Origin of the sequence: Streptomyces aureocirculatus (assembly GCF_000720475.1) — a bacterium.
GTDB lineage: Bacteria > Actinomycetota > Actinomycetes > Streptomycetales > Streptomycetaceae > Streptomyces > Streptomyces aureocirculatus.
This window is the reverse complement of sequence record NZ_JOAP01000015.1, coordinates 88,058-114,160: the sequence shown is the minus strand read 5'-3', so window position 1 is coordinate 114,160 and position 26,103 is coordinate 88,058. Positions and strand designations below refer to the sequence as shown.

The following is a 26,103-nucleotide window of genomic DNA, read 5'->3' as shown; positions in this document are numbered from 1 at the left end:
CTCGAAGTGGTACGAGCGCGCCCCCAGCGCACTCGCAACACATGACTCACGGGGGCCGACGGTGGTTGCACTGCTGTGCGGTTTTCGTCAGTCCAGATGTTCAGCCCAGGTGTGTGGGCGCGAACATCCGCAGGAGCGCGGGCAGCACGACCACGCTCGGTCCCGGTGTGGCCAGGGCCTCGGTGAGGTCTTCGCGGAGGTGCTCCGGGGACGTCCGTACGCCCCGTACGCCGAAGGACTCGGCGAGGGCCACGAAGTCGGGGCGTGTCAGCTCCGTGCCGGTCGCCTCGCCGAAGGCGTCCGCCATGTATTCGCGCAGGATGCCGTAGCCGCCGTCGTCGACGATCAGCCAGGTCACGTCCAGGTCGTACTGCTTGGCGGTGGCCAGTTCCGCGAGCGAGTACATCGCGCCGCCGTCGCCGGAGACCGCGAGGACCGGCCGGGTGGGGTCGGCGGCGGCCGCACCGAGCGCGGCGGGGAAGCCGTAGCCGAGGCCGCCCGCGCCCTGTGCGGAGTGCATGGTGCCGGGGCGCCGCGCGTCGAAGGCGGACCAGGCCCAGTACGCGAGGATCGTCATGTCCCAGAAGGACGGGGAGTCGTCGGGAAGCGCCGCCCGCACGGACGCGAGGACGTCCTGTTCCAGGGTCAGGTCCTGCGCGTCGATCCGCTTGTGGACGGCGGCGAGTACCTGGCGCACCCGCTCCGGGGCCGCCGGGTCGGGCCGCTCCCCCACCGTCTCCAGGAGCGCCGACAGGGCGAGGCGGGCGTCCGCGTGGATGCCGAGCGCCGGGTGGTTGGACTCCAGCTTGCCGAGGTCGGCCTCGATCTGGACGACGCGGCCGCGGGGGTTGAACGTGTGGTAGTTGGAGGAGAGTTCGCCGAGGCCGGAGCCGACGACGAGGAGCACGTCGGCGTCCTCAAGGAAGTCGGTGGTGTGCCGGTCCTCCAGCCACGACCGGAGCGAGAGCGGGTGCTCCCAGGGGAAGGCGCCCTTGCCGCCGAAGGTGGTGACGACGGGCGCGTTCAGGCGCTCGGCGAGCGCGCGCAGCTTGCCCGCGGCGTCCGCGCGGACGACGCCGCCGCCCGCGATGATCGCCGGACGCTCGGCCCGCGTCAGCAGGTCAGCGGCCACGGCGGTCAGCTCGGGGCGCGGCACGAGGTCGTGCGGGGTCGCGTCCACCGCCGTGACGACGGGGAGGGACGTCTCCGCGAGGAGCACGTCCTGCGGGATCTCCACCCAGACGGGGCCGTGCGGGGCGGTGAGCGCCGACTCCCAGGCCGCCGCGATCACCGACGGGATCTGCGACTGCGTACGGACGGTGTGGACGGACTTGACCACGTCCCGGAACGAGGCCCGCTGGTCGCGGAGTTCGTGCAGATAGCCGTGGCGGCCGCCGCCGAGCCCGGCGACGGGCACCTGACTGCCGATGGCCAGCACGGGGGCGCTCGCGGCCGCCGCCTCCTGGAGCGCGGCCAGGGACATCAGCGCGCCGGGCCCCGTCGACAGGAGCAGCGGCGCGACCTCCCCCGTGATCCGCCCGTACGCGTCCGCTGCGAACCCCGCGTTGTTCTCCACCTGAAGGCCGACGTACCGCAGTTGAGAGCGGCGCAGCGCGTCGAACATGCCGAGGGCGTGCTGCCCGGGCAGCCCGAACACGGTGGAAGCGCCGAGCCCGCACAGGGTCTCGACGACCAGGTCGCCGCCGTTGCGGCCCGCGGGCGGGTTCAGGGCGGCCTGGGTCTGCGCTGCCGTGGGCCTCAGTTCCAGGTCGTGGTCGTGCGTCACTTGGCGCGGGCCTCCGCGATCTGCCGGGACATGATCGTCGTCAGTTCGTACGCGGTGTGGGACGCGGCCACTGCCGTGATCTCGGCGTGGTCGTAGGCGGGGGCGACCTCCACGACGTCGGCGGAGACGAGGTTGCAGGAGGCGAGGCCGCGCAGGATCTCCAGGAGCTCGCGGGAGGTCATGCCGCCCGCCTCCGGCGTGCCGGTGCCCGGGGCGTGTGCCGGGTCCAGGCAGTCGATGTCGATGGAGATGTACAGCGGCCGGTCGCCGATGCGCTGGCGGAGCTGGTCGGCGACCTCGTCGGCGCCGCGCCGGTAGATGTCCGCCGACGTGACGATGCCGAAGCCCATCTTCTCGTCGTCGGTGAGGTCCTTCTTGCCGTACAGCGGACCGCGCGTGCCGACGTGGCTGAGGGCCTCGGTGTCGAGGATGCCCTCCTCCACCGCCCGCCGGAACGGGGTGCCGTGCGTGTACTCGGCGCCGAAGTAGGTGTCCCAGGTGTCCAGGTGCGCGTCGAAGTGCAGGAGCGCGACCGGGCCGTGCTTCTTCGCCATGGAGCGCAGCAGCGGCAGCGCGATGGTGTGGTCGCCGCCCAGCGTCATCATGCGGGCGCCGGTGGCGAGCAGGTCGTCCGCCGCCGCCTCGATCGTCTCCACGGCCTCGTTGATGTTGAACGGGTTCGCGGCGATGTCACCCGCGTCCGCGACCTGCGCGAGCGCGAACGGGGACGCGTCCTGGGCCGGGTTGTACGGGCGCAGGAGGCGGGAGGCCTCGCGGATGGCGTTGCCGCCGAAGCGGGCGCCCGGGCGGTACGACACGCCCGCGTCGAAGGGGACGCCCACGACGGCTATGTCCGTCGTGCCGACCTCGTCGAGGCGGGGGAGGCGGGCGTAGGTGGCGGGGCCCGCGTAGCGGGGGGTGCGTGAGGAGTCGATGGGGCCGCGGGGCTCGTTCTGCGCGGTGGTCATGCTGGGGTTCCTCCTGGTGAAGCGGTGGTGCTGGTCGTACAGGGACAAGTGTGGGGCCTGTGGGGCCTCGCGGGGGCGCCCCAGTCCCGCCCCTTCCCGAAACCGGGGCTCCGCCCCGGACCCCGCTCCTCAAACGCCGGAGGGGCTGGATCTCACGGGCCCGGGGGGAAACTCAAGCGTTCACCGAAGCCTCCGGTGCGCTCGGGTCCGGGCTGCGCCCGGCGACACGCTCCCGCCAAGCGGCCAGCGTCACCGCGTCGGTGGGCGGGGTACTGAGGGACACGGCCACGTACACGGCAAGGGATGCGATCAGCCCGTAGTAGACGGGTTCGTTGGCGAGGATGCCGTAGTGCCACATCAGGCCGACGACGGAGACCCCGCCGACGACGACGGCGGAGAGCGCTCCGGCGGCAGTACCCCGCCGCCACAGCAACCCCCCGAGGATCGGCACGAGCAGCCCCCCGACAAGCAGGTTGTAGGCGACGGTCAGCGCCTCGACGACGTCGTTGAGGACGATGGAGACACCGATGACGAGGACACCCATGACGAGGATGAAGAGCCGGTTGCCCCGCACTTCGTCCACCTCCTCAGGCTCCTCAGGCTCCTCATGGGCCCCCTGCCGCGCGGCAGCGCCCCGCACCCGCGCCCAGATGTCGTTGTTGGCGACGGTCGCGCAGGCGATGAGCGCCCCGGAGGAGGTGGACATCACCGCGGCGAGCGCGGCGGCGAGCACGAGCCCCCGTACGCCGATGGGCAGTTCGTCCTTGACGATGGTGGCGAAGGCGGCGTCGGCGCTGGGCAGCTTGGGGTACATGACCTTCGCGGCGGTGCCGATGACGGCACCGGCGAGGGCGTAGACGAGGCAGTACGTACCGGCGACGGTCCCGCCCCAGCGGGCCACCTTGTCGCTGCGGGCGGTGAACACGCGCTGCCAGATGTCCTGCCCGATGAGCATGCCGAAGGTGTAGATCAGTACGTAGGTGAAGATCGTCTCGCCGCCGACGCCCAGCGGCTCGAAGTAGTCGCCCGGCAGCTTGTCCCGCATCTCACCGAAGCCGCCCGCCTTCACGACGGCGATCGGGAGGAGCAGGAGCAGCACGCCCACCGTCTTGACGACGAACTGCACCATGTCGGTCAGCGTGATGGACCACATGCCGCCGAGGGTCGAGTACGCGACGACGATGGAGCCGCCGATGACGATCGCGAGGGTGCGGTTCAGGTCGAAGAGGACGTCGAAGATGGTGGCGTACGCGATGGTGGAGGTGACGGCGAGCATCAGGGTGTAGGCCCACATGACGACGCCGGACAGGACACCGGCCCGGCCGCCGTAGCGCAGGTCGAGCATCTCCGAGACGGTGTACACCTTCAGGCGCGCGATGCGGGCGGAGAAGAACACCGACAGGGCGAGCAGTCCGAGGCCGATGGTGAACACCATCCAGGCGCCGGACAGGCCGTGGGTGTAGCCGAGGCCGACACCGCCGATGGTGGAGGCGCCGCCGAGGACGATCGCGGCCATGGTGCCGGAGTACATCCAGGGCCCGAGGCGGCGGCCGGCGACGAGGAACTCGCTCTTCGACTTGGCGCGGCGCATGCCCCACCAGCCCATGGCCAGCATGCCGGCCAGATAGACGACGATCACGGTGTAGTCGACGGCCATGGTGCAGGCCTCCTTGCGCGCTCGATCGGTGGCGTGTCGTGCGGGTGGAGTGGGGCGGTGACCTGCCGCGGGGACATCCGCCCGTACCCGCGGCGCTGATCGGCACGACCTTAGGTGGCCGGAAAGCGACGCTGAAGTGTACGTTTCCTCCATTCACCGAGCCGTGGATGGAGGAACTGTCCATCGTGCTGAACCCCGAGCCCCAGAACCCCGAGCCCCAGAACCCCCAGGCCCAGCACCCCGAGACCGGGACCCCCGCCGCGCCCCCCGGGCCCCCCGGGCACCCCGCGCCCCCGGCGCCCCCCACCCCGCCGGTGCCACTGGCCGCCCTCCTCGCCCAGGACGAGCTCGGCCTGCGCCAGATCGCGGGCCCCGACGCGGCAGCGACCGGCGCCGTCGTGCACTGGGTGCACACCTCGGAGATGGCCGACCCGTACCCGTATCTCCTCGGCGGCGAGCTGCTGCTCAGCGCAGGGGTGCACGTTCCGGCGGCCGGGGCAGAGGCCCACCTGGACACCTACGCGGCCCGCATCGTGGCCGCGGGCGGCGCCGCCCTCGGCTTCGGCGTGGCTCCCGTGCACGACACGGTGCCGCAAGCGCTCCTTGACGCCTGTGACCGGCACGGCCTTCCGCTTCTGGAAGTGCCGCCGCGCACCACGTTCAGCGGCATCGCCCGCGCGGTCTGGCAACTCATGGCCGAGGCCCGCCACGCCGAGCTGCGCCGCGTCACCCAGGCCCAGCAGGGCCTCGCCGCGGCGGCGGCCCGCCCGGACGCGGTCCCGGCCCTGCTGCGCCAACTGGCGGTGCGCCTCGGCGGTTACGCGGCGCTGTACGGGCCGGACGGCGTGCCCACGCGGGCGGCGGGCACGGGGCCGGGCCCGGCGGCCACCGCTGCACTGGAGCGGCTGGTGGGGGTGGTCAACCCTGGCAGGGGCGCGGTGGGCGGCCGAGCCACGGCAGAGGGCACCGACACCCCCCGGCGCCCCGAAGCGGCGCCACCCGCGCAGGCCCCGCGCCCCGTCCCCGCCGCCGCCTCCGACACGGTCGCCGGGGTCCACCTCGCGGCCTACCCCCTGGCCGGGGCGCACGGGCTCGCGCTCGGGGTCGGCACGCGGCGGCGGGAGCCCGGCGACCACATGCTGGCGGGGGTCGCCGCCGTACTCCTCTCGCTGCTGACCGCCCCGCACCAGGGCACCGCCGAGTCCGCCCGGTCCGCGGCCCTTGTGCGGCTGCTGCTCGGCGCGCGGCCCGAGGACGTGGTGCCGCTGCTCGGCGCCGAACGGTGGACGGTCGTGCACGCGCGCGTGCGGCGCGACGACGGTGCGGACGTGCCGCCCGACACCGCGGCCCTCGCGGCGGCCTTGGGCAGCACGCTGGTCGACGTGCACGCGCGGGCGGAGGGGCAGGCAGGGCCCGACACCCGAGACCGAGCCAACGGGCCGCGCACCGGCAGTCAGGGCGAAGCCGACGGGGCGCACCCCAGCGTCCGGGGCCGGGTCGGCGGCACCCCGGGCGTCCACCCCGAGCCGGGCTTCGTGCGGCTGCTGTTGCCCGCCGGTCAGGCACCGGCCCCGCAGGACGGCTGGACGCTCGGCGTCTCCGCGCCCGCCGGCGCGGGGTCGCTGCCCGCAGCCGACGCGCAGGCCGCGCGGGCCCTGCGCCGGGCGGAGGCGACCCGGGCGGCCCTTGTGCGGCACCGCGAGAGCGGGCTCGCCGGGCTCGTGGGGCCCGCGGAGGCCGACGCGCACGCGCGGGCGCTGCTCGCACCCCTCGGCGGCAGCGTGCCGCTCACCGAGACGCTGCGCACCTGGCTGTCCCTGCACGGGAGCTGGGACCGCACCGCGGCGGCGCTGTCCGTGCACCGCAACACCGTGCGCCAGCGCGTCACCCGCTGCGCGACGCTCCTCGCCGCGGACCTCGACGACCCGGACGTCCGCATGGAACTGTGGTTCGCCCTCGGCCGCGCGGACACCCCGGAGGGGGCCGTACCGCCCGTAACGTGAGTCGCCGCACAGGTCCGCCGTGCGGGACGGCACGCCCGGCCCCCGTTGCCGACGGCACAATGGGTCGCATGCCGATACCCAGCCGCGCCGCGCTCGTCGACCACCTCGTCCGTACCCGTATCGCCGGCGATGTCGCCACGCCCCGCGAGAACAACCTCTCCCACTACCGCAAGCTCGCGAACGGCGACCGGCACTACTGGCTGGGTCTGGAACTCGGTGACCGCTGGCGGGACGAGCAGGACGTGCTGGCCGTGATGGCCGAGCGCTGCGGCGTCATCGACGACCCGGGGCACCGGCAGGGCCAGGACACCATCGACCCGGAGCTGACGGTCGACGCCCTGGAGCGGATGGCGGGCCGGCTGCACAAGGCCGCCGCGGGCAAGGAGCGCGTCCTGTTCGCGACCGGCCACCCCGGCGGGCTGCTCGACGTGCACCGCGCGACGGCTGCCGCGCTGCGCGCCGCGGGCTGCGAGATCGTCGTCATCCCCGAGGGCCTCACGGCCGACGAGGGCTTCGTCTTCCAGTTCGCCGACGTCGCCGTCCTGGAGCGCGGCGCCACCCTGTGGCACACCCATTCGCCGGAGCCGATGAACGCGATCCTGGACGGCCTGCTCCGCGAGGAGCGCCCGCTGCCCGACCTCGTCGTCGCCGACCACGGCTGGGCCGGGCGCGCGGGCCAGCGCGGAATCGACTCCCTCGGGTACGCGGACTGCAACGACCCGGCCCTGTTCATCGGCGAGGCGGAGGGCACCGTACAGGTCACGGTCCCCCTCGACGACCACGTGACCAACCCCCGGTTCTACGACCCGCTGACGGCGTACCTGCTCGACGCCGCCGGGCTGACAAGCCAGTCGAGGGGGCCCCTCCCCGCTCTTTGAGAGCTTGGGGGAGATTGCGGACGAGCCAGGCCGCAGGCCGCGATCAACGGCTCCCCGGCGTGGGGTCCAGATACACGCGCCGCACAGCGGGAAAGCGGGCCTGGACGCGCCGGGTGACCCGGTCGCAGGCGGCCTCGATCTCCGCGGCCGTGGACACGTCCCGGAAGTCCACCTTCGCGGCGACCAGTGCCTCGTTCGGCCCCTGGAGCAGCGTGGTCAGCTCCAGTACGTCCACCACGTGCGGGTCCGCGAGGAGTTCGGCCCGTACCTTCTCCCGGACGGGCCCGGGCAGCGGCCGCCCGATGAGCAGTTCCGCGTTGGCGTGCCCGAGGACCCACGCGACGTACACGAGCAGCACGCCGATGCACAGCGACGCCACGCCGTCCCAGACGCCGGAGCCGGTGAGCTGCCCGCCGAGCAGGCCGCCCGCGGCGAGCACGAGGCCCGCGAGCGCGGCGGAGTCCTCCATGACGACGGCCTTCACGGCGGTGTCGGGCGTGCGCCGGAGATAGTGCCTGACGGGTACGTCGAACCGTGCCGCCGCGCCCCGCGCCTGCTTCCATCCGGTGCGCAGGGAGTAGCCCTCCAGGAGGAAGGCGATGCCGAGGACGACGTACGAGATGAGCGGGTCGCCGGGTTCCTCGCCGTGGGTGAGGGTGTGCACGCCGTCGTACACGGCGAAGACACCGCCGCCGACGAAGGTGGCGACGGAGGCGAGCAGCGCCCAGATGTAGCGTGCGCCGCCGTAGCCGAGCGGATGCTCCTCGTCGGCGGGCCGCTCCGCGCTCTTCAGCGAGACGAGCAGCATCAGCTCCGTGACGGTGTCGGCCAGGGAGTGCGCGGCCTCGGAGAGCATCGCGCTGGACCCGCTGACGACACCGGCCACGGCTTTGGCGACGGCGATCCCGAGGTTGGCGACCGCGGCGACGACCACGGTGAAGGTACTTTCGCCGCCGCCCGCGCCGCCCGTCTCGCCCGTCTCGCCCGTCTCGCCTTCGGGGGTATCTACCGTGCTTTCACCCATGTTGGGCGAGTATGCCGGATGCCCCCGCGCCTGCTGGACCCGCGGCACCCTGACGACTAGACCCGCGGCACCCTGACGACGCCCTCCTGGATGACGGTGACGGCGAGGCGTCCGTCGCGCGTCCAGATCCGCCCCTGCCCGAGGCCCCGGCCGCCGCCCGCGGTGGGCGACTCCTGGTCGTACAGGAGCCACTCGTCGGCCCGGAAGGGACGGTGGAACCACATGGCGTGGTCCAGCGAGGCCCCGACCACGTCCCCCACGGCCCAGCCCCCGCGCCCGTGGGCAAGGAGCACGGAGTCGAGCAGCGTCATGTCGGAGACGTACGTGGCCAGGCAGACGTGCAGGAGCGAGCCCGCGTCCGCGTCGCCGAGCTTGCCGTTGGTGCGGAACCAGACCTGGGAGTGCGGCTCGCGCGGGCGGCCCGCGGTGGCCCAGGGCGGCGCGTCGGCGTAGCGCAGGTCGACGGCGGCGCGCGACTCGATCAGCCTCCTGGCGACGTCCGGGGGCAGATCGCGCGGCAGCGCCTCGGCGGCGGTGGGCAGCGTCTCCGGGTCGGGCGCGGACGGCATCCGGTCCTGGTGGTCCAGGCCTTCCTCGTACGTCTGGAAGGACGCCGAGAGATGGAAGATCGGCTGGCCGTGCTGTACGGCGACGACACGGCGCGTGGTGAAGGAGCGGCCGTCACGGATGCGGTCGACGGTGTAGACGATGGGCGCGCCGGGGTCGCCGGGGCGCAGGAAATAGGCGTGGAGGGAGTGGGCGGGGCGCTCCTCGGGGACGGTGCGGCCCGCGGCCACCAGGGCCTGGGCCGCGACCTGTCCGCCGAAGACCCGGGGAACCAGGGCCGAGCGGCTCCGGCCCCGGAAGATGTCCTCCTCGACCCGCTCCAGGTCGAGGAGGTCGAGCAGGGAATCGAGTTCGCTGCTCATGGGCGTCGGCCTCCGCATCGCCGGACGCCGCCTCGCCGGACGCCGTCTCGGTCGCGGCCCCTCACAGGCCCGTCGACTCGGCTCACAGCCCCATCGACTTGGCGATGATCATCTTCATGACCTCGCTGGTGCCGCCGTAGATGCGGTTGACGCGGTTGTCGGCGTACAGACGCGCGATCGGGTACTCGTTCATGAAGCCGTAGCCGCCGTGCAACTGGAGGCAGCGGTCGATGACGCGGTGGGCGACCTCGGTGCAGAAGAGCTTGGCGGACGCGGCCTCGGCCGGGGTCAGCTCGCCCGCGTCCAGGGCCTCCAGGGCGCGGTCGGCGACGGCCTCGGCGGCGTCCACCTCGGCCTGGCAGGCGGCCAGCTCGAACTTGGTGTTCTGGAAGGAGGCGACCGACTTGCCGAAGACGGTGCGCTCCTGCACGTACTCCTTGGCGAACCGGACGGCCGCCTTGGCCTGCGCGTAGGCGCCGAAGGCGATGCCCCAGCGCTCGGACGCCAGGTTGTGGCCCAGGTAGGCGAAGCCCTTGTTCTCCTCGCCGAGCAGGTCCTCGACGGGGACCTTGACGTCGACGAAGGCCAGTTCGGCGGTGTCGGAGACCTTCAGGCCGAGCTTGTCGAGCTTGCGGCCGACGGAGTAGCCCTCGGACTTGGTGTCCACGGCGAACAGCGAGATGCCGAAGCGGCGGTCGTCCTCACGCGGCGCGGAGGTGCGGGCGCAGACGATCACACGGTCGGCGTGCACACCGCCGGTGATGAAGGTCTTGGCACCGTTGAGGACGTAGTGCGTGCCGTCCTCGGAGAGCTTGGCGGTGGTCTTCATGCCCGCGACGTCGGAGCCGGTGCCCGGCTCGGTCATGGCGAGCGCCCACATCTCCTCGCCGGAGACGAACTTCGGCAGGAAGCGCTTCTTCTGCTCGTCGGTGGCGAGCATCTCGATGTACGGCAGACCGAGCAGCACATGCACGCCGGAGCCGCCGAAGGAGACGCCCGCGCGGGCGGTCTCCTCGTACATGACCGCGTCGAACTTGTGCGAGTCGATGCCCGCGCCGCCGAACTCCTCGTCGACGCGGATGCCGAAGACGCCGAGCTCGGCGAGCTTGTAGTAGAAGTCCCTGGGCGCCTGGCCCGCCGCGAACCACTCGTCGTAGACCGGTACGACCTCGGCCTCGATGAAGGCCCGGACGGTGTCCCGGAACGCCTCGTGGTCCTCGTTGAAGACGGTACGCCGCACGAGTTTCTCTCCCTCTTCGCCGGGGCGCCTTTGCTAAGCGCTTGCTCAGGGGGAGGTTACCCGTGGGTTACGGTGACCGTCCAGGGCGGAAATCGTGACCGGTGGGCCGCGCGCCGTCGATCGTGGCCTTCGGCCTTCCTCGTCCTCAATCGCCGGACGGGCTTGAACTTCCTCCGGCGGGGATCGAACCCTCCCCGGGCGGAGCCGGAGCCCGTCCCACCGCCGCCAGGGCGCCGTGCGCCAAACCGCGCAGCAGCCCCGCCATCCCCTCCCGGTCCGGGAGCGAGCCCGCGCGGCCCAGGTGCGGCGTCGAGTTCAGGAGGCCGAACACCGCGTGCACGGACGCCCGGGCCTCCGCCTCCGCGAGGGCCGGGTACACCTCCCGCACCGCGGTCACCCACAGTTCCACGTACCGCCGCTGGAGCGAGCGGACCAGCTTGCGGTCGCTGTCCCGGAGGCGGTCGAGCTCGCGGTCGTGGAGAGTGATCAAGGGGCGGTCGTCGAGGGCGAAGTCGATGTGGCCCTCGATGAGCGAGTCGAGCGCGGCACCGGGCGAGCCCGCGGCCTCGGCGGCCCGCCGCTCGCCGCCCCGCAGGAGCTGCTCGCTGATCCCCACGAGCAGCTCGGCCAGCATCGCGTCCTTGCCCGCGAAGTGCCGGTAGAGGCCGGGGCCGCTGATACCGACGGCGGCCCCTATCTCGTCGACGCCGACACCGTGGAAGCCGCGCTCGGCGAACAGCCGGGCCGCTTCCTTGAGGATCTGCTCGCGGCGGGTGAGGGCGTCGGTCCTGGTGGCCATGGAAACAATTCTAGACAGCGTCGTTAGCGGTCGTTAACCTGAACGCATACGTTAACGCTCACTAACAGTGGGAGCCCTGCGGATGCAACAGGCACCAGTCCTCACGAGCGCGGCGGATCCCGCCTCGGACGCCTGGCGGTCGAACGAGGCGGCGCACCGCGCCCTGGTCGAGGAGTTGCGCGGCAAGCTCGCCGCGGCCCGCCTCGGTGGCGGCGAGCGCGCCCGGCAGCGGCATGTGGCGCGCGGCAAGCTGCTGCCGCGCGACCGCGTGGACGCCCTCCTCGACCCCGGCTCGCCGTTCCTGGAGATCGCGCCCCTCGCGGCCGACGGTCTGTACGGGGGTGACGCCCCGGCGGCCGGGGTGATCGCGGGCATCGGCAGGGTCAGCGGGCGCGAGTGCGTGATCGTCGCCAATGACGCCACGGTCAAGGGCGGCACGTACTACCCGATGACGGTGAAGAAGCACCTGCGCGCGCAGGAGGTGGCCCTGGAGAACCGGCTGCCCTGCGTCTACCTGGTCGACTCGGGCGGCGCCTTCCTGCCGATGCAGGACGAGGTGTTCCCCGACCGGGAGCACTTCGGGCGGATCTTCTACAACCAGGCGCGGCTCTCGGGCGCCGGTATCCCGCAGATCGCGGCCGTCCTCGGCTCCTGCACGGCGGGCGGCGCCTACGTTCCCGCGATGAGCGACGAGGCCGTGATCGTCCGCAACCAGGGCACGATCTTCCTCGGCGGCCCGCCCCTGGTGAAGGCGGCGACCGGCGAGGTCGTCACGGCGGAGGAGCTTGGCGGCGGCGAGGTCCACTCCCGGGTCTCGGGCGTCACCGACCACCTCGCGGAGGACGACCCGCACGCCCTGCGCATCGTCCGCACGATCGTCTCCACGCTGCCGGCGCGCGGCGCCGCGCCCTGGGAGGTCCGCCCGGTCGATGAGCCCAAGGTCGACCCCCTCGGCCTGTACGGCGCCGTGCCCGTGGACTCCCGTACGCCCTACGACGTACGCGAGGTCATCGCCCGCGTCGTCGACGGCTCCCGCTTCGCCGAGTTCAAGTCCGAGTACGGCCAGACCCTGGTCACGGGCTTCGCGCACATCCACGGCCACCCGGTCGGCATCGTCGCGAACAACGGCATCCTGTTCTCGGAGTCCGCCCAGAAGGGCGCCCACTTCATCGAGCTGTGCGACCAGCGCGGCATCCCGCTGGTCTTCCTCCAGAACATCTCCGGCTTCATGGTCGGCCGTGACTACGAGGCCGGGGGCATCGCCAAGCACGGCGCGAAGATGGTCACGGCCGTGGCCTGTACGCGCGTACCGAAGCTGACCGTCGTGGTGGGCGGCTCGTACGGAGCGGGCAACTACTCCATGTGCGGCCGGGCTTACTCGCCGCGCTTCCTGTGGATGTGGCCCAACGCCAAGATCTCGGTGATGGGCGGCGAGCAGGCCGCGTCCGTGCTCGCGACCGTCAAGCGCGACCAGCTCGAAGGCCGCGGCGAACAGTGGTCGCAGGAGGACGAGGAGGCCTTCAAGGCCCCGGTCCGCGCGCAGTACGAAGAGCAGGGCAACGCCTACTACGCCACGGCCCGGCTGTGGGACGACGGCGTCATCGACCCGTTGGAGACCCGCCAGGTCCTCGGCCTCGCGCTGACCGCGTGTGCCGGGGCGCCGCTCGGCGAACGCGGCTTCGGCGTCTTCCGGATGTGAGGGGCAGACACGCAATGAGCATGTTCGAGACAGTCCTCGTGGCCAACCGCGGTGAGATCGCCGTGCGCGTCATCCGTACGCTGCGGGCCCTGGGCGTCCGTTCGGTGGCCGTCTTCTCCGACGCCGACGCCGACGCCCGGCACGTGCGCGAGGCCGACACCGCGGTGCGCATCGGGCCCGCCCCCGCCGCCGAGAGCTACCTCTCCATGGAGCGGCTGCTCGCGGCCGCCGCCTCCGCCGGCGCGCAGGCCGTCCACCCCGGCTATGGCTTCCTCGCCGAGAACGCCGCCTTCGCGCAGGCCTGCGCCGACGCGGGCCTCACCTTCATCGGGCCGCCCGCGTCCGCGATCGACCTGATGGGCGACAAGATCCGCGCGAAGCAGACGGTACGTGCGGCCGGGGTGCCGGTGGTGCCCGGCTCGTCCGGCAGCGGCCTGACCGACGCCCAGCTCATCGACGCGGCCCGCGAGATCGGTACGCCCGTCCTCCTCAAGCCGTCCGCGGGCGGTGGCGGCAAGGGCATGCGCCTGGTCCGCGACGAGGCGCTCCTCGGTGAGGAGATCGCCGCCGCCCGGCGCGAGGCCCGTGCCTCCTTCGGCGACGACACCCTGCTCGTCGAACGCTGGGTGGACCGCCCCCGGCACATCGAGATCCAGGTCCTCGCCGACGGCCACGGCAACGTACTTCACCTCGGTGAGCGCGAGTGCTCCCTCCAGCGCCGCCACCAGAAGATCATCGAGGAGGCGCCCAGCGTCCTGCTCGACGAGGCGACGCGCGCCGCGATGGGTGCCGCCGCCGTGGAGGCCGCGCGCTCCTGCGGGTACGTCGGCGCGGGCACGGTCGAGTTCATCGTGCCCGGCGACGACCCGGCCTCGTACTACTTCATGGAGATGAACACCCGCCTCCAGGTCGAGCACCCGGTGACGGAGCTGGTCACCGGAGTCGACCTGGTGGAGTGGCAGCTCCGGGTGGCGGCGGGCGAGGCACTGCCCTTCGGGCAGGAGGACGTCCGTCTCACCGGCCACGCGGTGGAGGCCCGCCTGTGCGCCGAGGACCCCGCCCGTGGGTTCCTGCCCTCGGGCGGCACCGTCCTCGCCCTGCACGAGCCCTCCGGCGACGGGGTGCGCACCGACTCCGGGCTCAGCGAGGGCACGGAGGTCGGGAGCCTGTACGACCCGATGCTGTCGAAGGTCATCGCGTACGGACCCGACCGGGCGACCGCCCTGCGCAAGCTGCGGGCCGCGCTCGCGGGGACGGTGACCCTGGGGGTGCCGACGAACGCCGGGTTCCTGCGGCGGCTGCTCGCTCATCCGGCGGTGGTGGCCGGGGAGTTGGACACCGGGTTGGTGGAGCGGGACGCCGAGGGCCTGGTCGAGGCGGATGTTCCGGTCGAGGTGTATATGGCTGCCGCGCTGGTGCGGGTCGGCGCGAGGCCGGTGGCGGCGGCCGGAAGCTGGGTGGACCCGTTCTCGGTGGGCAGTGGGTGGCGGCTCGGCGGGGAGGCCGCGTGGACCGTGCACCATCTGCGCGTGCCGGGCCACGAACCTGTGTCCGTCAGGACACGTCTCACGGCCGACGGAGACGTCGAAGCCGACTTCGGGGGGGCCAGGGGGCACAGCCCCCTGGTTTCGGGAAGGGGCGGGCTCGGGGAAGCCTCCGCGCAGCGCCTCACCCTCCACCTCGACGGCCGCACCCACACCTTCCACCACGCGGCCGACTGGCTCGGCAGGGACGGCGACGCCTGGCACGTTCAGGACCACGACCCGGTGGAGGCGGCCCTGACCGGCGCGGCCCACGCGGGCGCGGACGCCCTGACGGCCCCCATGCCCGGCACCGTCACGGTGGTCAAGGTCGCCCCCGGCGACACGGTGACGGCGGGCCAGAGCCTCCTCGTCGTCGAGGCGATGAAGATGGAGCACGTCATCTCCGCGCCGCACGCGGGCACCGTCACGGAACTGGACGTCACCCCGGGCTCCACGGTCGCGATGGACCAGGTCCTGGCCGTGGTGGTGCCGGCGGACGAGGAGACGTCATGACCGCCGCACAGACGAACGTTCCGGGCCCCCTGCCCATGGTCGTACCGGCCGAGGGCCTCCCGGCCAGGGTCCGCATCCACGAGGTGGGCGCCCGCGACGGCCTCCAGAACGAGAAGGCCACGGTCCCGACCGAGACCAAGGCGGAGTTCATCCACCGCCTGGCCGACGCGGGCCTGACCACGATCGAGGCGACGAGCTTCGTGCACCCCGAGTGGGTGCCGCAGTTGGCGGACGCCGAGCAACTGTTTCCCCGGATCCAGGGCATCGAAGGGGTGGATCTGCCCGTCCTGGTCCCGAACGCCCGCGGCCTGGACCGCGCCCTTGCGCTCGGCGCCCGCCGGGTCGCCGTCTTCGCCAGCGCCACCGAGTCCTTCGCCAAGGCCAACCTGAACCGCACGGTGGACGAGGCGCTCGCGATGTTCGAGCCGGTGGTGGCGCGGGCGAAGGCGTCCGAGGCGCCGGACGACCTGGTGCACGTACGCGGCTATCTGTCGATGTGCTTCGGGGACCCGTGGGAGGGCGCGGTCCCGGTCCCGCAGGTGGTCCGGGTCTGCAAGGCCCTGCTCGACATGGGCTGCGACGAACTGAGCCTCGGCGACACCATCGGCGTGGCCACGCCGGGCCACGTACAGGCACTCCTGACCGCCCTGAACGACGGGGGCGTACCCACGCACCTCCTCGCCGTGCACTTCCACGACACGTACGGCCAGGCGCTTGCCAACACTCTGGCCGCGCTGCGGCACGGGGTGACGACCGTGGACGCCTCCGCGGGCGGCCTCGGCGGCTGCCCGTACGCCAAGAGCGCCACCGGCAACCTCGCCACCGAAGACCTCGTGTGGATGCTTCACGGCCTCGGCATCGAGACCGGGGTCGACCTCGGCCGTCTCACCGCCACCAGCGTGTGGATGGCCGGCCGTCTGGGCCGACCGAGCCCGTCCCGCACCGTGCGTGCCCTCTCCCACCAGGAGCAGTGAAAACCATGGATCACCACCTCTCCCCCGAGCACGAGGAACTCCGGCGCACCGTCGAGGAGTTCGCGCACGACGTGGTCGCCCCGAAGATCGGCGACCTCTACGAGCGGCACGAGTTCCCGTACGAGATCGTGCGCGAGATGGGCCGCATGGGCCTGTTCGGGCTGCCGTTCCCCGAGGAGTACGGCGGCATGGGCGGCGACTATCTCGCGCTCGGCATCGCCCTGGAGGAACTGGCGCGCGTCGACTCCTCCGTAGCCATCACCCTCGAAGCGGGCGTGTCGCTCGGCGCCATGCCCCTGCACCTCTTCGGCACCGAGGAGCAGAAGCGGGAGTGGCTGCCGAAGCTGTGCGCGGGCGAGCTGCTCGGCGCGTTCGGCCTGACCGAGCCGGACGGCGGTTCGGACGCGGGCGGCACGCGCACCACCGCGCGCCTGGACGAGGCGACGGACGAGTGGGTCATCAACGGCACCAAGTGCTTCATCACCAACTCCGGTACGGACATCACGGGCCTGGTGACGGTGACGGCGGTGACGGGCCGCACGGATGCGGGCAAACCCCTCATCTCCTCGATCATCGTGCCCTCCGGCACCCCCGGCTTCACGGTCGCGGCGCCGTACTCGAAGGTGGGCTGGAACGCCTCGGACACCCGGGAGCTGTCGTTCGCGGACGTACGGGTGCCACGGGCGAACCTGCTCGGCGAGATCGGGCGCGGGTACGCGCAGTTCCTCCGCATCCTGGACGAGGGCCGGATCGCGATCGCGGCGCTCGCCACGGGCCTCGCGCAGGGCTGCGTCGACGAGTCGGTGAAGTACGCCAAGGAGCGGCACGCCTTCGGCCGGCCCATCGGCGCGAACCAGGCCATCCAGTTCAAGATCGCCGACATGGAGATGAAGGCGTACACGGCCCGCCTCGCCTGGCGGGACGCGGCGTCACGCCTGGTCGCCGGGGAGCCCTTCAAGAAGGAGGCCGCCCTCGCGAAGCTGCACTCCTCGACGATCGCCGTCGACAACGCGCGCGAGGCCACGCAGATCCATGGCGGCTACGGCTTCATGAACGAGTATCCGGTGGCGCGGATGTGGCGGGACTCCAAGATCCTGGAGATCGGGGAGGGGACCAGTGAGGTGCAGCGCATGCTGATCGCCCGCGAACTGGGCCTCACGGGCTGAGGCCGCGCCGCTCCCTTTTCTCTCCCCACCCACCCGCCCTTTCATCGCGCTGCGCGCTCGTCCTCAAACGCCGGACGGGCTGAATGAACCAGCCCGTCCGGCAGGCGACAGCTCACAGGTTGAGGTACCCCACAGCCCGGCCGGGGGCGGCGGGAAGCAGGCGTGGCGTGACGCCGAAGTCATCGCTCAAGGCCTGCACGATATGAAGCCCTCTGCCGCCGCAGTCATCAGCTCCACCGCGCCCCGTCTCCAGACATCCGCCCCCACTGTCACGCACCTCGACGCGGATCAGGGAGCCGTCGATGGTGATTCGCAAGCTGAACTCGCGCCCCGGCGGCACGCCGTGCGGCAAGGCGTTGGTGGCGAGTTCGGAAACGCAGAGCCGTACGTCGTCAAGGCGGTCGGTGACGCCCCACTCCATAAGGGTTTCCACGGCAAAGGCGCGTGCGGTACGCACAGAGACGTGCGCGCGAGGGAAGGGCCATGGCGGCCGCCGACGACGAACCGGGGGCCTCGTGCCCGACCACGGAGGACGCGGCACGCTCACGAAGCACAGCGGGACGACGTCCACCCCATGAGCCAGGGGGGTCGCCTGCGCCGAGGGAAGGTTAGGTTAACCTAAGCACCACTTCCGGCCAGGACCCCGTACGAAAGCAGAGACCCCCATGCCCCACACCCCCCGCAAGCCCTCGCGCCGCGGCATCCTCGCCGCAGGTGGCGCCCTCGGCCTCACCGCCGTTCTCGCAGCCTGCGGGGACGACAAGGGGGACAAGGGAAGCAAGGGTGGCGCCGAGGACGGCGGCACCGGCAAGGACGGTGCCTGGTCGTTCACGGATGACCGGGGCAAGACGGCCGAGACCGGCTCGACGCCCAAGAACATCGTGGCGTTCACCGGCGTCGCCGCCGCTCTGTTCGACTACGGCATCGAGGTCAAGGGCGTCTTCGGCCCGACGAAGACCAAGGACGGCAAGCCGGATGTCCAGGCCGGTGACATGGACATCAGCAAGGTGACCGTCCTCGGCAACGCCTGGGACCAGTTCAACATCGAGAAGTACGTCGGCCTCCAGCCCGATCTGCTCATCTCCACGATGTTCGACGACAAGGGCACCCTCTGGTACGTCCCCGAGGCCTCCAAGGACAAGATCCTCAAGCCGGCCCCGAGCGTCGGCGTCTCGGTCTACGACCGTCAGATGACCAAGCCCCTGGAGCGCCTGCTCGCCCTCGCCGAGTCCCTCGGCGCCGACGTGCAGGCCGACAAGGTGGTCAAGGCGAAGAAGCGCTTCGAGGCCGCCGCCGAGCGGCTGCGCAAGGCCGCGAAGTCGCGGCCCGAGATCAAGGTGCTCGTCGGGTCCGCCAGCCAGGATATTTTCTACGTCTCCGGGTCCAACCTCTCCGCCGACCTCGAGTACTTCAAGGCCCTCGGCGTGAACCTCGTGGAGCCGCCCGCGAAGACCCTCAAGGAGAGCGGTGGCTGGTTCGAGAACCTGTCCTGGGAGAACGTCGACAAGTACAAGGCCGACGTCATCATGATGGACAACCGCACCTCCGCCCTGCAGCCCGCCGGCCTCGCCGAGCAGAAGCCGACCTGGGCGAAGCTCCCCGCCGTCAAGGCCAAGCAGGTCATCCCCCGCGTGACCGAGCCGATCTTCTCGTACGACAAGTGCGCGCCGATCCTGGAGGACCTGGCGGAGGCCATCGAGAAGGCGAAGATGGTGGCCTGAACGGGGTGGTGAACGGAGGCCTTGGGCGCCGCCCGTCGCGGCCTTCGGCCTGCTCGTCCTCAATCGCCGGACGGGCTCAGACTCCCCGCCGACCAGTTCGAACCCCCTCCCGGCCCCGTCGGCCAGGCTCAAGAAAGAACCTTCCCAGCGCCGCCCGACTGCCTCCCCGCAGTTGGGCGGCGTTGTCGCACCCCCACCCCCGCATGCCCTGCACACCCCCCAAGCAGAGACGAAAAAAGAACTTACGTTAGGCTAACCTAAGTTCCAAGTCGCGCCCCCGGGCCCTCCCTGCTGTGCCCTGCCCCGGGGGCGCGACCAAGTCCCCTCACCTGGAGGACAGTTCATGCGCTCGCACCTGCTCAACGACACCACCACGGAGCGGTACCGCGCCTCCGTGACCGAAGGAGTCGAGCGGGTGGCGGCCAGAATCGCCACCACCTCCCGCCCGTTCACCGGCGTCGGCGCCGACGACCTCTCCCCCCGCGTCGAGGCAGTCGACCTCGACACCCCGCTGCACGACACCGTCGCCGCCCTCGACGAGCTCGACGAGCTGTATCTGCGCGACGCCGTCTACTTCCACCACCCCCGCTACCTCGCCCACCTCAACTGCCCGGTCGTCATCCCGGCCGTGCTCGGCGAGGCCGTCCTGTCCGCCGTGAACTCCTCCCTCGACACCTTCGACCAGTCCGCGGGCGGCACCCTCATCGAGCGCCGCCTCGTCGACTGGACGGCCGGGCGCATCGGCCTCGGACCCGCCGCCGACGGTGTCTTCACCTCCGGGGGTACGCAGTCCAACCTCCAGGCGCTGCTGCTCGCCCGTGAGGAGGCGAAGACGGACTCCCCCGCCCAACTGCGCGTCCTCGCCTCCGAGGTCGGCCACTTCAGCGTCCAGAAGGCCGCCAAGATGCTGGGGCTCGGGCAGGACGCCGTCATCGTGATCCCCACCGACCGCGACAAGCGCATGCAGACCGTCGCACTCGCCCGGGAGCTGGCCCGTCTGGACCGCGAAGGCCTCGTCCCCATGGCCGTCGTCGCCACCGCGGGCACCACCGACTTCGGTTCCATCGACCCGCTGCCGCAGATCGCCGACCTCTGCGCGCAGTACGGGACGTGGCTGCACGTCGACGCCGCCTACGGCTGCGGGCTGCTCGCCTCGCGCACCCGGCGCCATCTGCTCGACGGCATCGAGCGCGCCGACTCCGTCACCGTCGACTACCACAAGGCCTTCTTCCAGCCGGTCAGCTCCTCGGCGCTGCTCGTCAGGGACGGAGTGACGCTCCGCCACGTCACCTACCACGCCGAGTACCTCAACCCCCGGCGCGCGGTGCGGGAACGTATCCCCAACCAGGTGGACAAGTCCCTGCAGACGACCCGCCGCTTCGACGCCCTGAAACTGTGGATGACGCTGCGCGTGATGGGCGCGGACGCCGTCGGTGACCTCTTCGACGAGGTCTGCGACCTGGCCGCGCGGGGCTTCGACCTGCTCGCCGCCGACCCGCGCTTCGACGTCGTGGTGCAGCCGCAGCTCTCCACCCTCGTCTTCCGCTGCATACCGGAGGCGGTCTGCGATCCGGCCGCCATCGACCGCGCCAACCTGTACGCCCGCAAGGCCCTGTTCGCCTCCGGTGACGCCGTGGTCGCGGGCACCAAGGTGGGCGACCGCCAGTACCTGAAGTTCACCCTGCTCAACCCCGAGACCACGGCCGACGACATCGCCGCCGTCCTCGATCTGATCGCCGGCCACGCCGAGCAGTACCTGGGAGAGAACCTTGACCGCGCAAGCTGACCTCCGCGACGCGCAGCCGACGGCGACGCCTAAGAACATGAACGCGGGCGTCACCTACGACTTCGTCGGCATCGGCCTCGGGCCCTTCAACCTCGGCCTCGCCTGCCTCACCGAACCCCTCGACGAGCTGAACGGGCTCTTCCTGGAGTCCAAGCCGGACTTCGAATGGCACTCGGGCATGTTCCTGGAGGGCGCCCACCTCCAGACACCGTTCATGTCCGATCTGGTCACCCTCGCCGACCCCACATCCCCGTACTCCTTCCTGAATTATCTGAAGGAATCCGGACGGCTCTATTCGTTCTACATCCGTGAGAACTTCTATCCGCTGCGCCGCGAATACAACGACTACTGCCGCTGGGCCGCCGCGAAACTCTCCTCCGTGCGTTTCGGTACGACGGTGACGAGTGTGGCGTACGAGGACGAGCAGCGGGTCTATCGCGTCACCACTGCCTCCGGCGAGGTCCTCCATGCCCGCCACCTCGTCCTCGGCACCGGCACCCCGCCACACATTCCCGACGCCTGCAAGGGCCTCGGCGGCGACTTCCTCCACAACTCGCGCTACCTGGAGCACAAGGAAGAGTTGCAGAAGAAGAACTCCATCACGATCGTCGGGAGCGGTCAGAGCGCCGCGGAGATCTATCAGGATCTGCTGAGCGAGATGGACGTCCATGGCTATCGGCTCAACTGGGTCACCCGCTCCCCGCGGTTCTTCCCGCTGGAGTACACCAAACTGACCCTGGAGATGACTTCTCCGGAGTACATCGACTACTTCCACGCGCTGCCCGAGGACACCCGTTATCGCCTCGAGAGCGAGCAGAAGAGTCTCTTCAAGGGCATCGACGGGGAGCTGATCGACGCCATTTTCGATCTGCTGTACCAGAAGACTCTGGACGGGCCCGTTCCCACCCGGCTGCTCACCCGTTCCGCCCTGCGCTCGGCCCGGTACGAGAACGGCGTCTACACCCTCGGACTGCGCCAGGAGGAGCAGGACAAGGACTTCGAGATGACGACCGAGGGGCTCGTGCTCGCCACCGGTTACCGGTACGCCGTCCCCGCCTTCCTGGAGCCGCTGCGCGAGCACCTGCGCTTCGACGGGCGCGGGCGCTTCGACGTGGCCCGCAACTACTCCGTCGACACCACCGGGCGCGGCGTCTTCCTCCAGAACGCCGCCGTCCACGCCCACTCCGTGACCAGCCCCGACCTGGGCATGGGCCCGTACCGCAACGCGTACATCATCCGCGAGATCGCGGGCCGCGAGGTCTATCCGGTCGAGAAGTCCATCGCCTTCCAGGAGTTCGCCGTATGAGCCGGACGAGACGGGCCGGGAACCAAGCCGCGGCCCGGGCCGGGAACGACGCCGCCGCCCGGGTCGGGACCCTCGCGCTGCGGCCGCTCGACCCCTTCGAGGACGCCGGACTCGTGCACTCCTGGGTCACCCACCCCAAGTCGGCCTTCTGGCTGCTCCAGGACGCGACGCTGCCGGACATCGAACGCGAGTACATGGGCATCGCCGCCAGCGAGCACCACGACGCGTACGTGGGCCTGCACGACGGGGAGCCCGCGTTCCTGATGGAGCGCTACGACCCCCGGTACATCGAGCTCGTCGGCCTGTACGAGCCGGAGCCCGGCGACGTCGGCATGCACTTCCTCGTCGCCCCCACCGACCGGCCCGTGCACGGCTTCACCCGGGCCGTCATCACCACGGTGATGGAGCACCTGTTCGCCGACCCGCGGACCCAGCGCGTCGTCGTCGAGCCCGACGTCACCAACACGGCCGTGCACCGCCTCAACGAAACCGTCGGCTTCGTGCCCGAGCGCGAGATCGACAAACCGGAGAAGCGGGCCCTGCTCAGCTTCTGCACCCGCGAGCAGTTCGAGGCGGCCGTGGTGCGCCACGCCGTGGCCGCACGACCCACCGCAGTATCTGGAGCATCGTCATGACCCGCACCCCCCTGGCGCCCCTCGCGGCGGCCGTGGACCATCTGACCCCGGAGCGCTGGGCCGAGGCCAACCGGCTCCTGATCCGCAAGGCGCTCGCCGAGTTCGCGCACGAGCGGCTGCTCCGTCCTGAGGACCTCGGGGCGGGCCGGTACGTCGTACGCAGCGACGACGGGCAGACCCGCTACCGCTTCGCCGCGCGCCTGTACGCCCTCGACCACTGGCAGGTAGACGCCGCCTCCATCACCCGGCACCGGGACGGCACCGAACTGCCGCTGAACGCCCTGGAGTTCTTCACGGAGCTGCGTGGCGCTCTGGGTCTGAGCGACAAGATCCTGCCGGTCTACCTGGAGGAGATCTCCTCCACCCTCGCCGGTACGTGCTTCAAGCTCGCCAAGCCGCACATCAGCGCCGCCGAGCTGGTCCGTGCCGGTTTCCAGGAGATCGAGACCGGCATGACCGAGGGCCACCCCTGCTTCGTCGCGAACAACGGACGGCTCGGCTTCGGCGTGCACGAGTACCTCTCGTACGCCCCCGAGACCGCGAGCCCCGTCCGGCTCATCTGGCTCGCCGCCCGCCGCGACCGGGCCGCGTTCACCGCGGGCGAGGGGCTTGAGTACGAGTCGTTCCTCCGCGCCGAGCTGGGCGCCGGGACCCTGGCCCGCTTCGACGCCGTCCTGCGCGCCCAGGACCTCGACCCGGCCGACTATCTGCTGATCCCCGCCCATCCCTGGCAGTGGTGGAACAAGCTGTCCGTCACCTTCGCCGCCGAGGTCGCCGACCGGCGCCTGGTGTGCCTGGGCGAGGGCGACGACGAGTATCTGGCACAGCAGTCCATCCGGACGTTCTTCAACGCGTCCGACCCCGCGAAGCACTATGTGAAGACGGCGCTCTCCGTCATCAACATGGGCTTCATGCGCGGTCTCTCGGCGGCGTACATGAAGGCGACACCGGCCATCAACGACTGGCTCGCGGGCCTCGTCGCCTCCGACGAGGTGCTGAAGTCCACCGGTCTCGGCATCATCCGTGAACGCGCCGCCGTCGGCTACCGGCACCTGGAGTACGAGGCCGCCACCGACCGCTACTCGCCCTACCGGAAAATGCTCGCCGCGCTGTGGCGCGAGAGCCCGGTGCCCTCCCTCGGCGAGGGCGAGCAGCTCGCCACCATGGCGTCGCTGCTGCACACCGACCGCGACGGCGCGTCCTTCGCGGGCGCCCTGATCGAGCGCTCGGGCCTCGCCCCCACCGCGTGGCTGCGCCGTTATCTGCGCGCCTATCTGACGCCGCTCCTGCACAGCTTCTACGCCTACGACCTGGTGTTCATGCCGCACGGCGAGAACGTGATCCTGGTCCTGAAGGACGGCGTGGTGCAGCGCGCCCTGTTCAAGGACATCGCCGAGGAGATCGCGGTGATGGACCCGACGGCGGTCCTGCCGCCCGAGGTGGAGCGCATCCGCGTCGAGGTGCCCGAGGACCGCAAACTCCTGTCGATCTTCACCGACGTCTTCGACTGCTTCTTCCGCTTCCTGGCGGCGGACCTCGTCACGGCGGGGCTGATCGAGGAGGACGCCTTCTGGCGCACGGTCGCGGAGTGCGTACGCGACTACCAGCACTCCATGCCCGAACTGGCCGACAAGTTCCGCCAGTACGACATGTTCGCCCCGGAGTTCGCGCTGTCCTGCCTGAACCGGCTCCAGTTGCGCGACAACGAGCAGATGCTGGACCTCGCCGACCCGGCGGGCGCCCTCCAGTTGATCGGGACGCTGAAGAACCCGATCGCCTAGGGGCGAACCACAGACCGGGCGGGGCTCCGGAGACGGTCCTCCGGAGCCCCGCCCCGCCTGCTACCTGTACGGCCAGGGCACCTGCGGCGACTTGTAGTAGCCGATGCCGAGGGCGTCCCAGCGCGGTGCCTGCTCCGCGAGCCGGGTGCGGTACTTGCCCCAGTCGTGCGCGGCCGCGGGCGACCAGCCGAGCTCGGCGATGCCGGGAAGCCGCGGGAACGCCATGTAGTCGAGCTGCGCGGGCGTCGACAGGGTCTCCGTCCACAGCGGTGCCTCGACACCGAGGACGGCGTCGGCGGGCGCGCCCTTCAGATACGTGCCCGGGTCCCAGTCGTAGGACCGCTGCACCTCCACATAGCCCGCCCACGACAGGCCGAGCTTGGTGTCCTTGTCGTACTTGTGGTCGAGGTAGGAGCGGTCGGCCGGGGAGAGGACCAGCTTGGTGCCGTTCCTCGCCGCGTTCACGACCTGGTCGCGCTCGGCCTGGCCGGTGCGGTCGTAGCCCCAGTACTGCGCGACGGCGCCCGGCACCGGGTGCGCGCCCGCCAACTGGTGCCAGCCCATCACGGACTTGCCGTACTTGGTGACGAGGGGCTGCACCTTGCCCATGAACGTCACGAAGTCCTCGTGGCTCGTGGAGTGCGCCTCGTCACCGCCGATGTGCACGGTCCCGCCGGGTGTGAGCGCGGCCAGCTCCCTGACCACGTCGTCCACGAAGTCGTACGTGATGTCCTTGTTGACGCACAGCGAGCTGAAGCCGACCTCGGTGCCGGTGTACAGCGGCGGCGCCACGCCGTCGCAGTTCAGCTCCGCGTACGAGGCGAGCGCGGCGTTGGTGTGGCCCGGCGTGTCGATCTCGGGGATCACCTGGAGTCCGCGGGACGCCGCGTAGGCGACGATGTCCTTGTACTGGTCCTTCGTGTAGTAGCCGCCGGGGCCGCCGCCGACCTGCGTGGACCCGCCGTACGTGGCGAGCCGGGGCCAGGAGTCGATCGCGATCCGCCAGCCCTGGTCGTCGCTCAGATGCAGATGCAGCTTGTTCATCTTGTACAGCGCCAGTTGGTCGATGTAGCGCTTGACGTGGTCGACGGGGAAGAAGTGCCGGGACACGTCCAGCATCGAACCGCGGTAGGCGTAGCGCGGCATGTCCCTGATGGTGCCGCCCGCGATCCGCCACGGGCCGCGCTGCGGCGTCCTCCTCTCCACGGCGGCGGGCAGTTGCTGGCGCACCGTCTGCACGCCGTGGAACAGGCCCGTGGACGTCCAGGAGGTGATGGTGAGGGAGCCGCGCGTGGAGATGACGCGGTAGCCCTCGTCGCCGAGCGCCTTGTTCGCGGGCTCGGCGCTGATGCGCAGCCGGATGATGCCGTCGCCGCCGTCGCGGTCGGTGACCGGGAGCCGGTAGCCCGTCGAGGGGCGCAGGATGCCCGCGAGGTACTCGCCGACGCGGCGCTCATCGGCGTTGCCGCTGCCGACGCGGATGCGGGTCTTGGCGGTGATCTCGAACCCGGGGCCGCCGGGCTCGACGGCCAGCGGCGCGGGTACGACCCGGCCGAGTGGTACGGGCGCGGTCCGAGCGGCGGCGGAGGCGGGGGCGGATCCCGCGGTGGTCGCCGACGACGACGTGCCGGCGGCGGCGATCAGCAGGAGTGAACCGAGGACACAGGCCGTTCCGTGGTGCTGTCTCACAAGCGGGTCCCTTCACCGGGCGACGC

At 71.4% G+C, this 26,103-nt stretch carries 20 protein-coding genes; 11 read left to right on the top strand and 9 right to left on the bottom strand.

All coding sequences use genetic code 11. The annotated features are described in order from the left end of the window. Positions 1 to 100: 100 nt before the first annotated feature. From IG78_RS0115665 to IG78_RS0115655, 3 genes are all read right to left on the bottom strand, one after another. Positions 101 to 1,786 carry a thiamine pyrophosphate-binding protein gene (locus tag IG78_RS0115665; protein ID WP_030563431.1) on the bottom strand — a complete coding sequence of 562 codons (1,686 nt, stop codon included), beginning with the start codon at positions 1,784 to 1,786 and terminating at the stop codon, positions 101 to 103. Next, positions 1,783 to 2,754, bottom strand: a complete 972-nt coding sequence (gene speB / locus IG78_RS0115660) for an agmatinase (RefSeq protein ID WP_030563429.1) — start codon at positions 2,752 to 2,754, stop codon at positions 1,783 to 1,785. The genes IG78_RS0115665 and speB overlap by 4 nt, the downstream gene beginning before the upstream one ends. Positions 2,755 to 2,926: 172 nt before the next feature. Then, positions 2,927 to 4,411, bottom strand: a complete 1,485-nt coding sequence (locus IG78_RS0115655) for a sodium:solute symporter family protein (protein ID WP_030563428.1) — start codon at positions 4,409 to 4,411, stop codon at positions 2,927 to 2,929. Between the two features lie 167 nt (positions 4,412 to 4,578). Here IG78_RS0115655 and IG78_RS0115650 point away from each other — a divergent pair, with 167 nt between their 5' ends. Both IG78_RS0115650 and IG78_RS0115645 read left to right on the top strand, forming a co-directional pair. Next, a complete protein-coding gene (locus IG78_RS0115650) occupies positions 4,579 to 6,414 on the top strand; it encodes a PucR family transcriptional regulator (protein ID WP_078964941.1) in 1,836 nt (611 codons plus the stop codon). A gap of 68 nt (positions 6,415 to 6,482) precedes the next feature. Continuing rightward, positions 6,483 to 7,292, top strand: a complete 810-nt coding sequence (locus IG78_RS0115645) for a phosphatase (RefSeq protein ID WP_030563423.1) — start codon at positions 6,483 to 6,485, stop codon at positions 7,290 to 7,292. Between the two features lie 43 nt (positions 7,293 to 7,335). On the opposite strand, the gene IG78_RS0115640 is transcribed toward IG78_RS0115645, so the two are convergent. The 4 genes from IG78_RS0115640 to IG78_RS0115625 form a co-directional block, all read right to left on the bottom strand. Next, positions 7,336 to 8,316: a cation diffusion facilitator family transporter gene (locus IG78_RS0115640; RefSeq protein ID WP_030563421.1), complete on the bottom strand. Its 981-nt coding sequence runs from the start codon at positions 8,314 to 8,316 to the stop codon at positions 7,336 to 7,338. 56 nt (positions 8,317 to 8,372) lie between these two features. Continuing rightward, on the bottom strand, positions 8,373 to 9,245 hold the full coding sequence (locus IG78_RS0115635) for an acyl-CoA thioesterase (protein WP_030563419.1): 873 nt from the start codon (positions 9,243 to 9,245) through the stop codon (positions 8,373 to 8,375). An 82-nt stretch (positions 9,246 to 9,327) separates the two neighbouring features. Further along, complete coding sequence (locus IG78_RS0115630) at positions 9,328 to 10,485, bottom strand: acyl-CoA dehydrogenase family protein (RefSeq protein WP_030563418.1); 1,158 nt, start codon at positions 10,483 to 10,485, stop codon at positions 9,328 to 9,330. Between the two features lie 145 nt (positions 10,486 to 10,630). Beyond that, positions 10,631 to 11,284 carry an SACE_7040 family transcriptional regulator gene (locus IG78_RS0115625; RefSeq protein ID WP_051852662.1) on the bottom strand — a complete coding sequence of 218 codons (654 nt, stop codon included), beginning with the start codon at positions 11,282 to 11,284 and terminating at the stop codon, positions 10,631 to 10,633. A gap of 82 nt (positions 11,285 to 11,366) precedes the next feature. On the opposite strand from IG78_RS0115625, the gene IG78_RS0115620 reads away from it, so the two are divergent. From IG78_RS0115620 to IG78_RS0115605, 4 genes are read left to right on the top strand one after another with little or no spacing between them, the layout of a single operon-like run. Beyond that, entirely contained in the window at positions 11,367 to 12,983 is a 1,617-nt protein-coding gene (locus IG78_RS0115620; protein WP_030563413.1) for a carboxyl transferase domain-containing protein, read from the top strand. Between the two features lie 20 nt (positions 12,984 to 13,003). Next, positions 13,004 to 15,019, top strand: a complete 2,016-nt coding sequence (locus IG78_RS0115615) for an ATP-binding protein (protein ID WP_030563411.1) — start codon at positions 13,004 to 13,006, stop codon at positions 15,017 to 15,019. After that, positions 15,016 to 15,993 carry a hydroxymethylglutaryl-CoA lyase gene (locus IG78_RS0115610; RefSeq protein ID WP_030563409.1) on the top strand — a complete coding sequence of 326 codons (978 nt, stop codon included), beginning with the start codon at positions 15,016 to 15,018 and terminating at the stop codon, positions 15,991 to 15,993. The genes IG78_RS0115615 and IG78_RS0115610 overlap by 4 nt, the downstream gene beginning before the upstream one ends. Before the next feature lie 5 nt (positions 15,994 to 15,998). Then, positions 15,999 to 17,159 (top strand): acyl-CoA dehydrogenase family protein, encoded by a 1,161-nt coding sequence (locus IG78_RS0115605; protein ID WP_030563407.1) that lies wholly within the window; start codon positions 15,999 to 16,001, stop codon positions 17,157 to 17,159. Positions 17,160 to 17,271: 112 nt separating this feature from the next. On the opposite strand, the gene IG78_RS42180 is transcribed toward IG78_RS0115605, so the two are convergent. Next, complete coding sequence (locus tag IG78_RS42180; protein ID WP_051852661.1) at positions 17,272 to 17,616, bottom strand: ATP-binding protein; 345 nt, start codon at positions 17,614 to 17,616, stop codon at positions 17,272 to 17,274. Positions 17,617 to 17,824: 208 nt separating this feature from the next. On the opposite strand from IG78_RS42180, the gene IG78_RS0115595 reads away from it, so the two are divergent. From IG78_RS0115595 to IG78_RS0115575, 5 genes are all read left to right on the top strand, one after another. Then, on the top strand, positions 17,825 to 18,880 hold the full coding sequence (locus tag IG78_RS0115595) for an ABC transporter substrate-binding protein (protein WP_030563404.1): 1,056 nt from the start codon (positions 17,825 to 17,827) through the stop codon (positions 18,878 to 18,880). 343 nt (positions 18,881 to 19,223) lie between these two features. Then, the gene (locus tag IG78_RS0115590; RefSeq protein WP_030563402.1) at positions 19,224 to 20,666 is read left to right on the top strand and encodes a pyridoxal phosphate-dependent decarboxylase family protein; all 1,443 of its coding nucleotides are present in this window, start codon (positions 19,224 to 19,226) and stop codon (positions 20,664 to 20,666) included. A 37-nt stretch (positions 20,667 to 20,703) separates the two neighbouring features. Next, on the top strand, positions 20,704 to 21,972 hold the full coding sequence (locus tag IG78_RS0115585; protein ID WP_030563400.1) for a lysine N(6)-hydroxylase/L-ornithine N(5)-oxygenase family protein: 1,269 nt from the start codon (positions 20,704 to 20,706) through the stop codon (positions 21,970 to 21,972). After that, positions 21,969 to 22,607 (top strand): GNAT family N-acetyltransferase, encoded by a 639-nt coding sequence (locus tag IG78_RS0115580; protein ID WP_078964939.1) that lies wholly within the window; start codon positions 21,969 to 21,971, stop codon positions 22,605 to 22,607. The genes IG78_RS0115585 and IG78_RS0115580 overlap by 4 nt, the downstream gene beginning before the upstream one ends. After that, on the top strand, positions 22,604 to 24,388 hold the full coding sequence (locus tag IG78_RS0115575; RefSeq protein ID WP_030563395.1) for an IucA/IucC family protein: 1,785 nt from the start codon (positions 22,604 to 22,606) through the stop codon (positions 24,386 to 24,388). The genes IG78_RS0115580 and IG78_RS0115575 overlap by 4 nt, the downstream gene beginning before the upstream one ends. A gap of 60 nt (positions 24,389 to 24,448) precedes the next feature. Here IG78_RS0115575 and IG78_RS0115570 read toward each other — a convergent pair whose 3' ends face one another. After that, a complete protein-coding gene (locus tag IG78_RS0115570) occupies positions 24,449 to 26,077 on the bottom strand; it encodes a beta-N-acetylhexosaminidase (protein ID WP_030563394.1) in 1,629 nt (542 codons plus the stop codon). Positions 26,078 to 26,103: the final 26 nt, after the last annotated feature.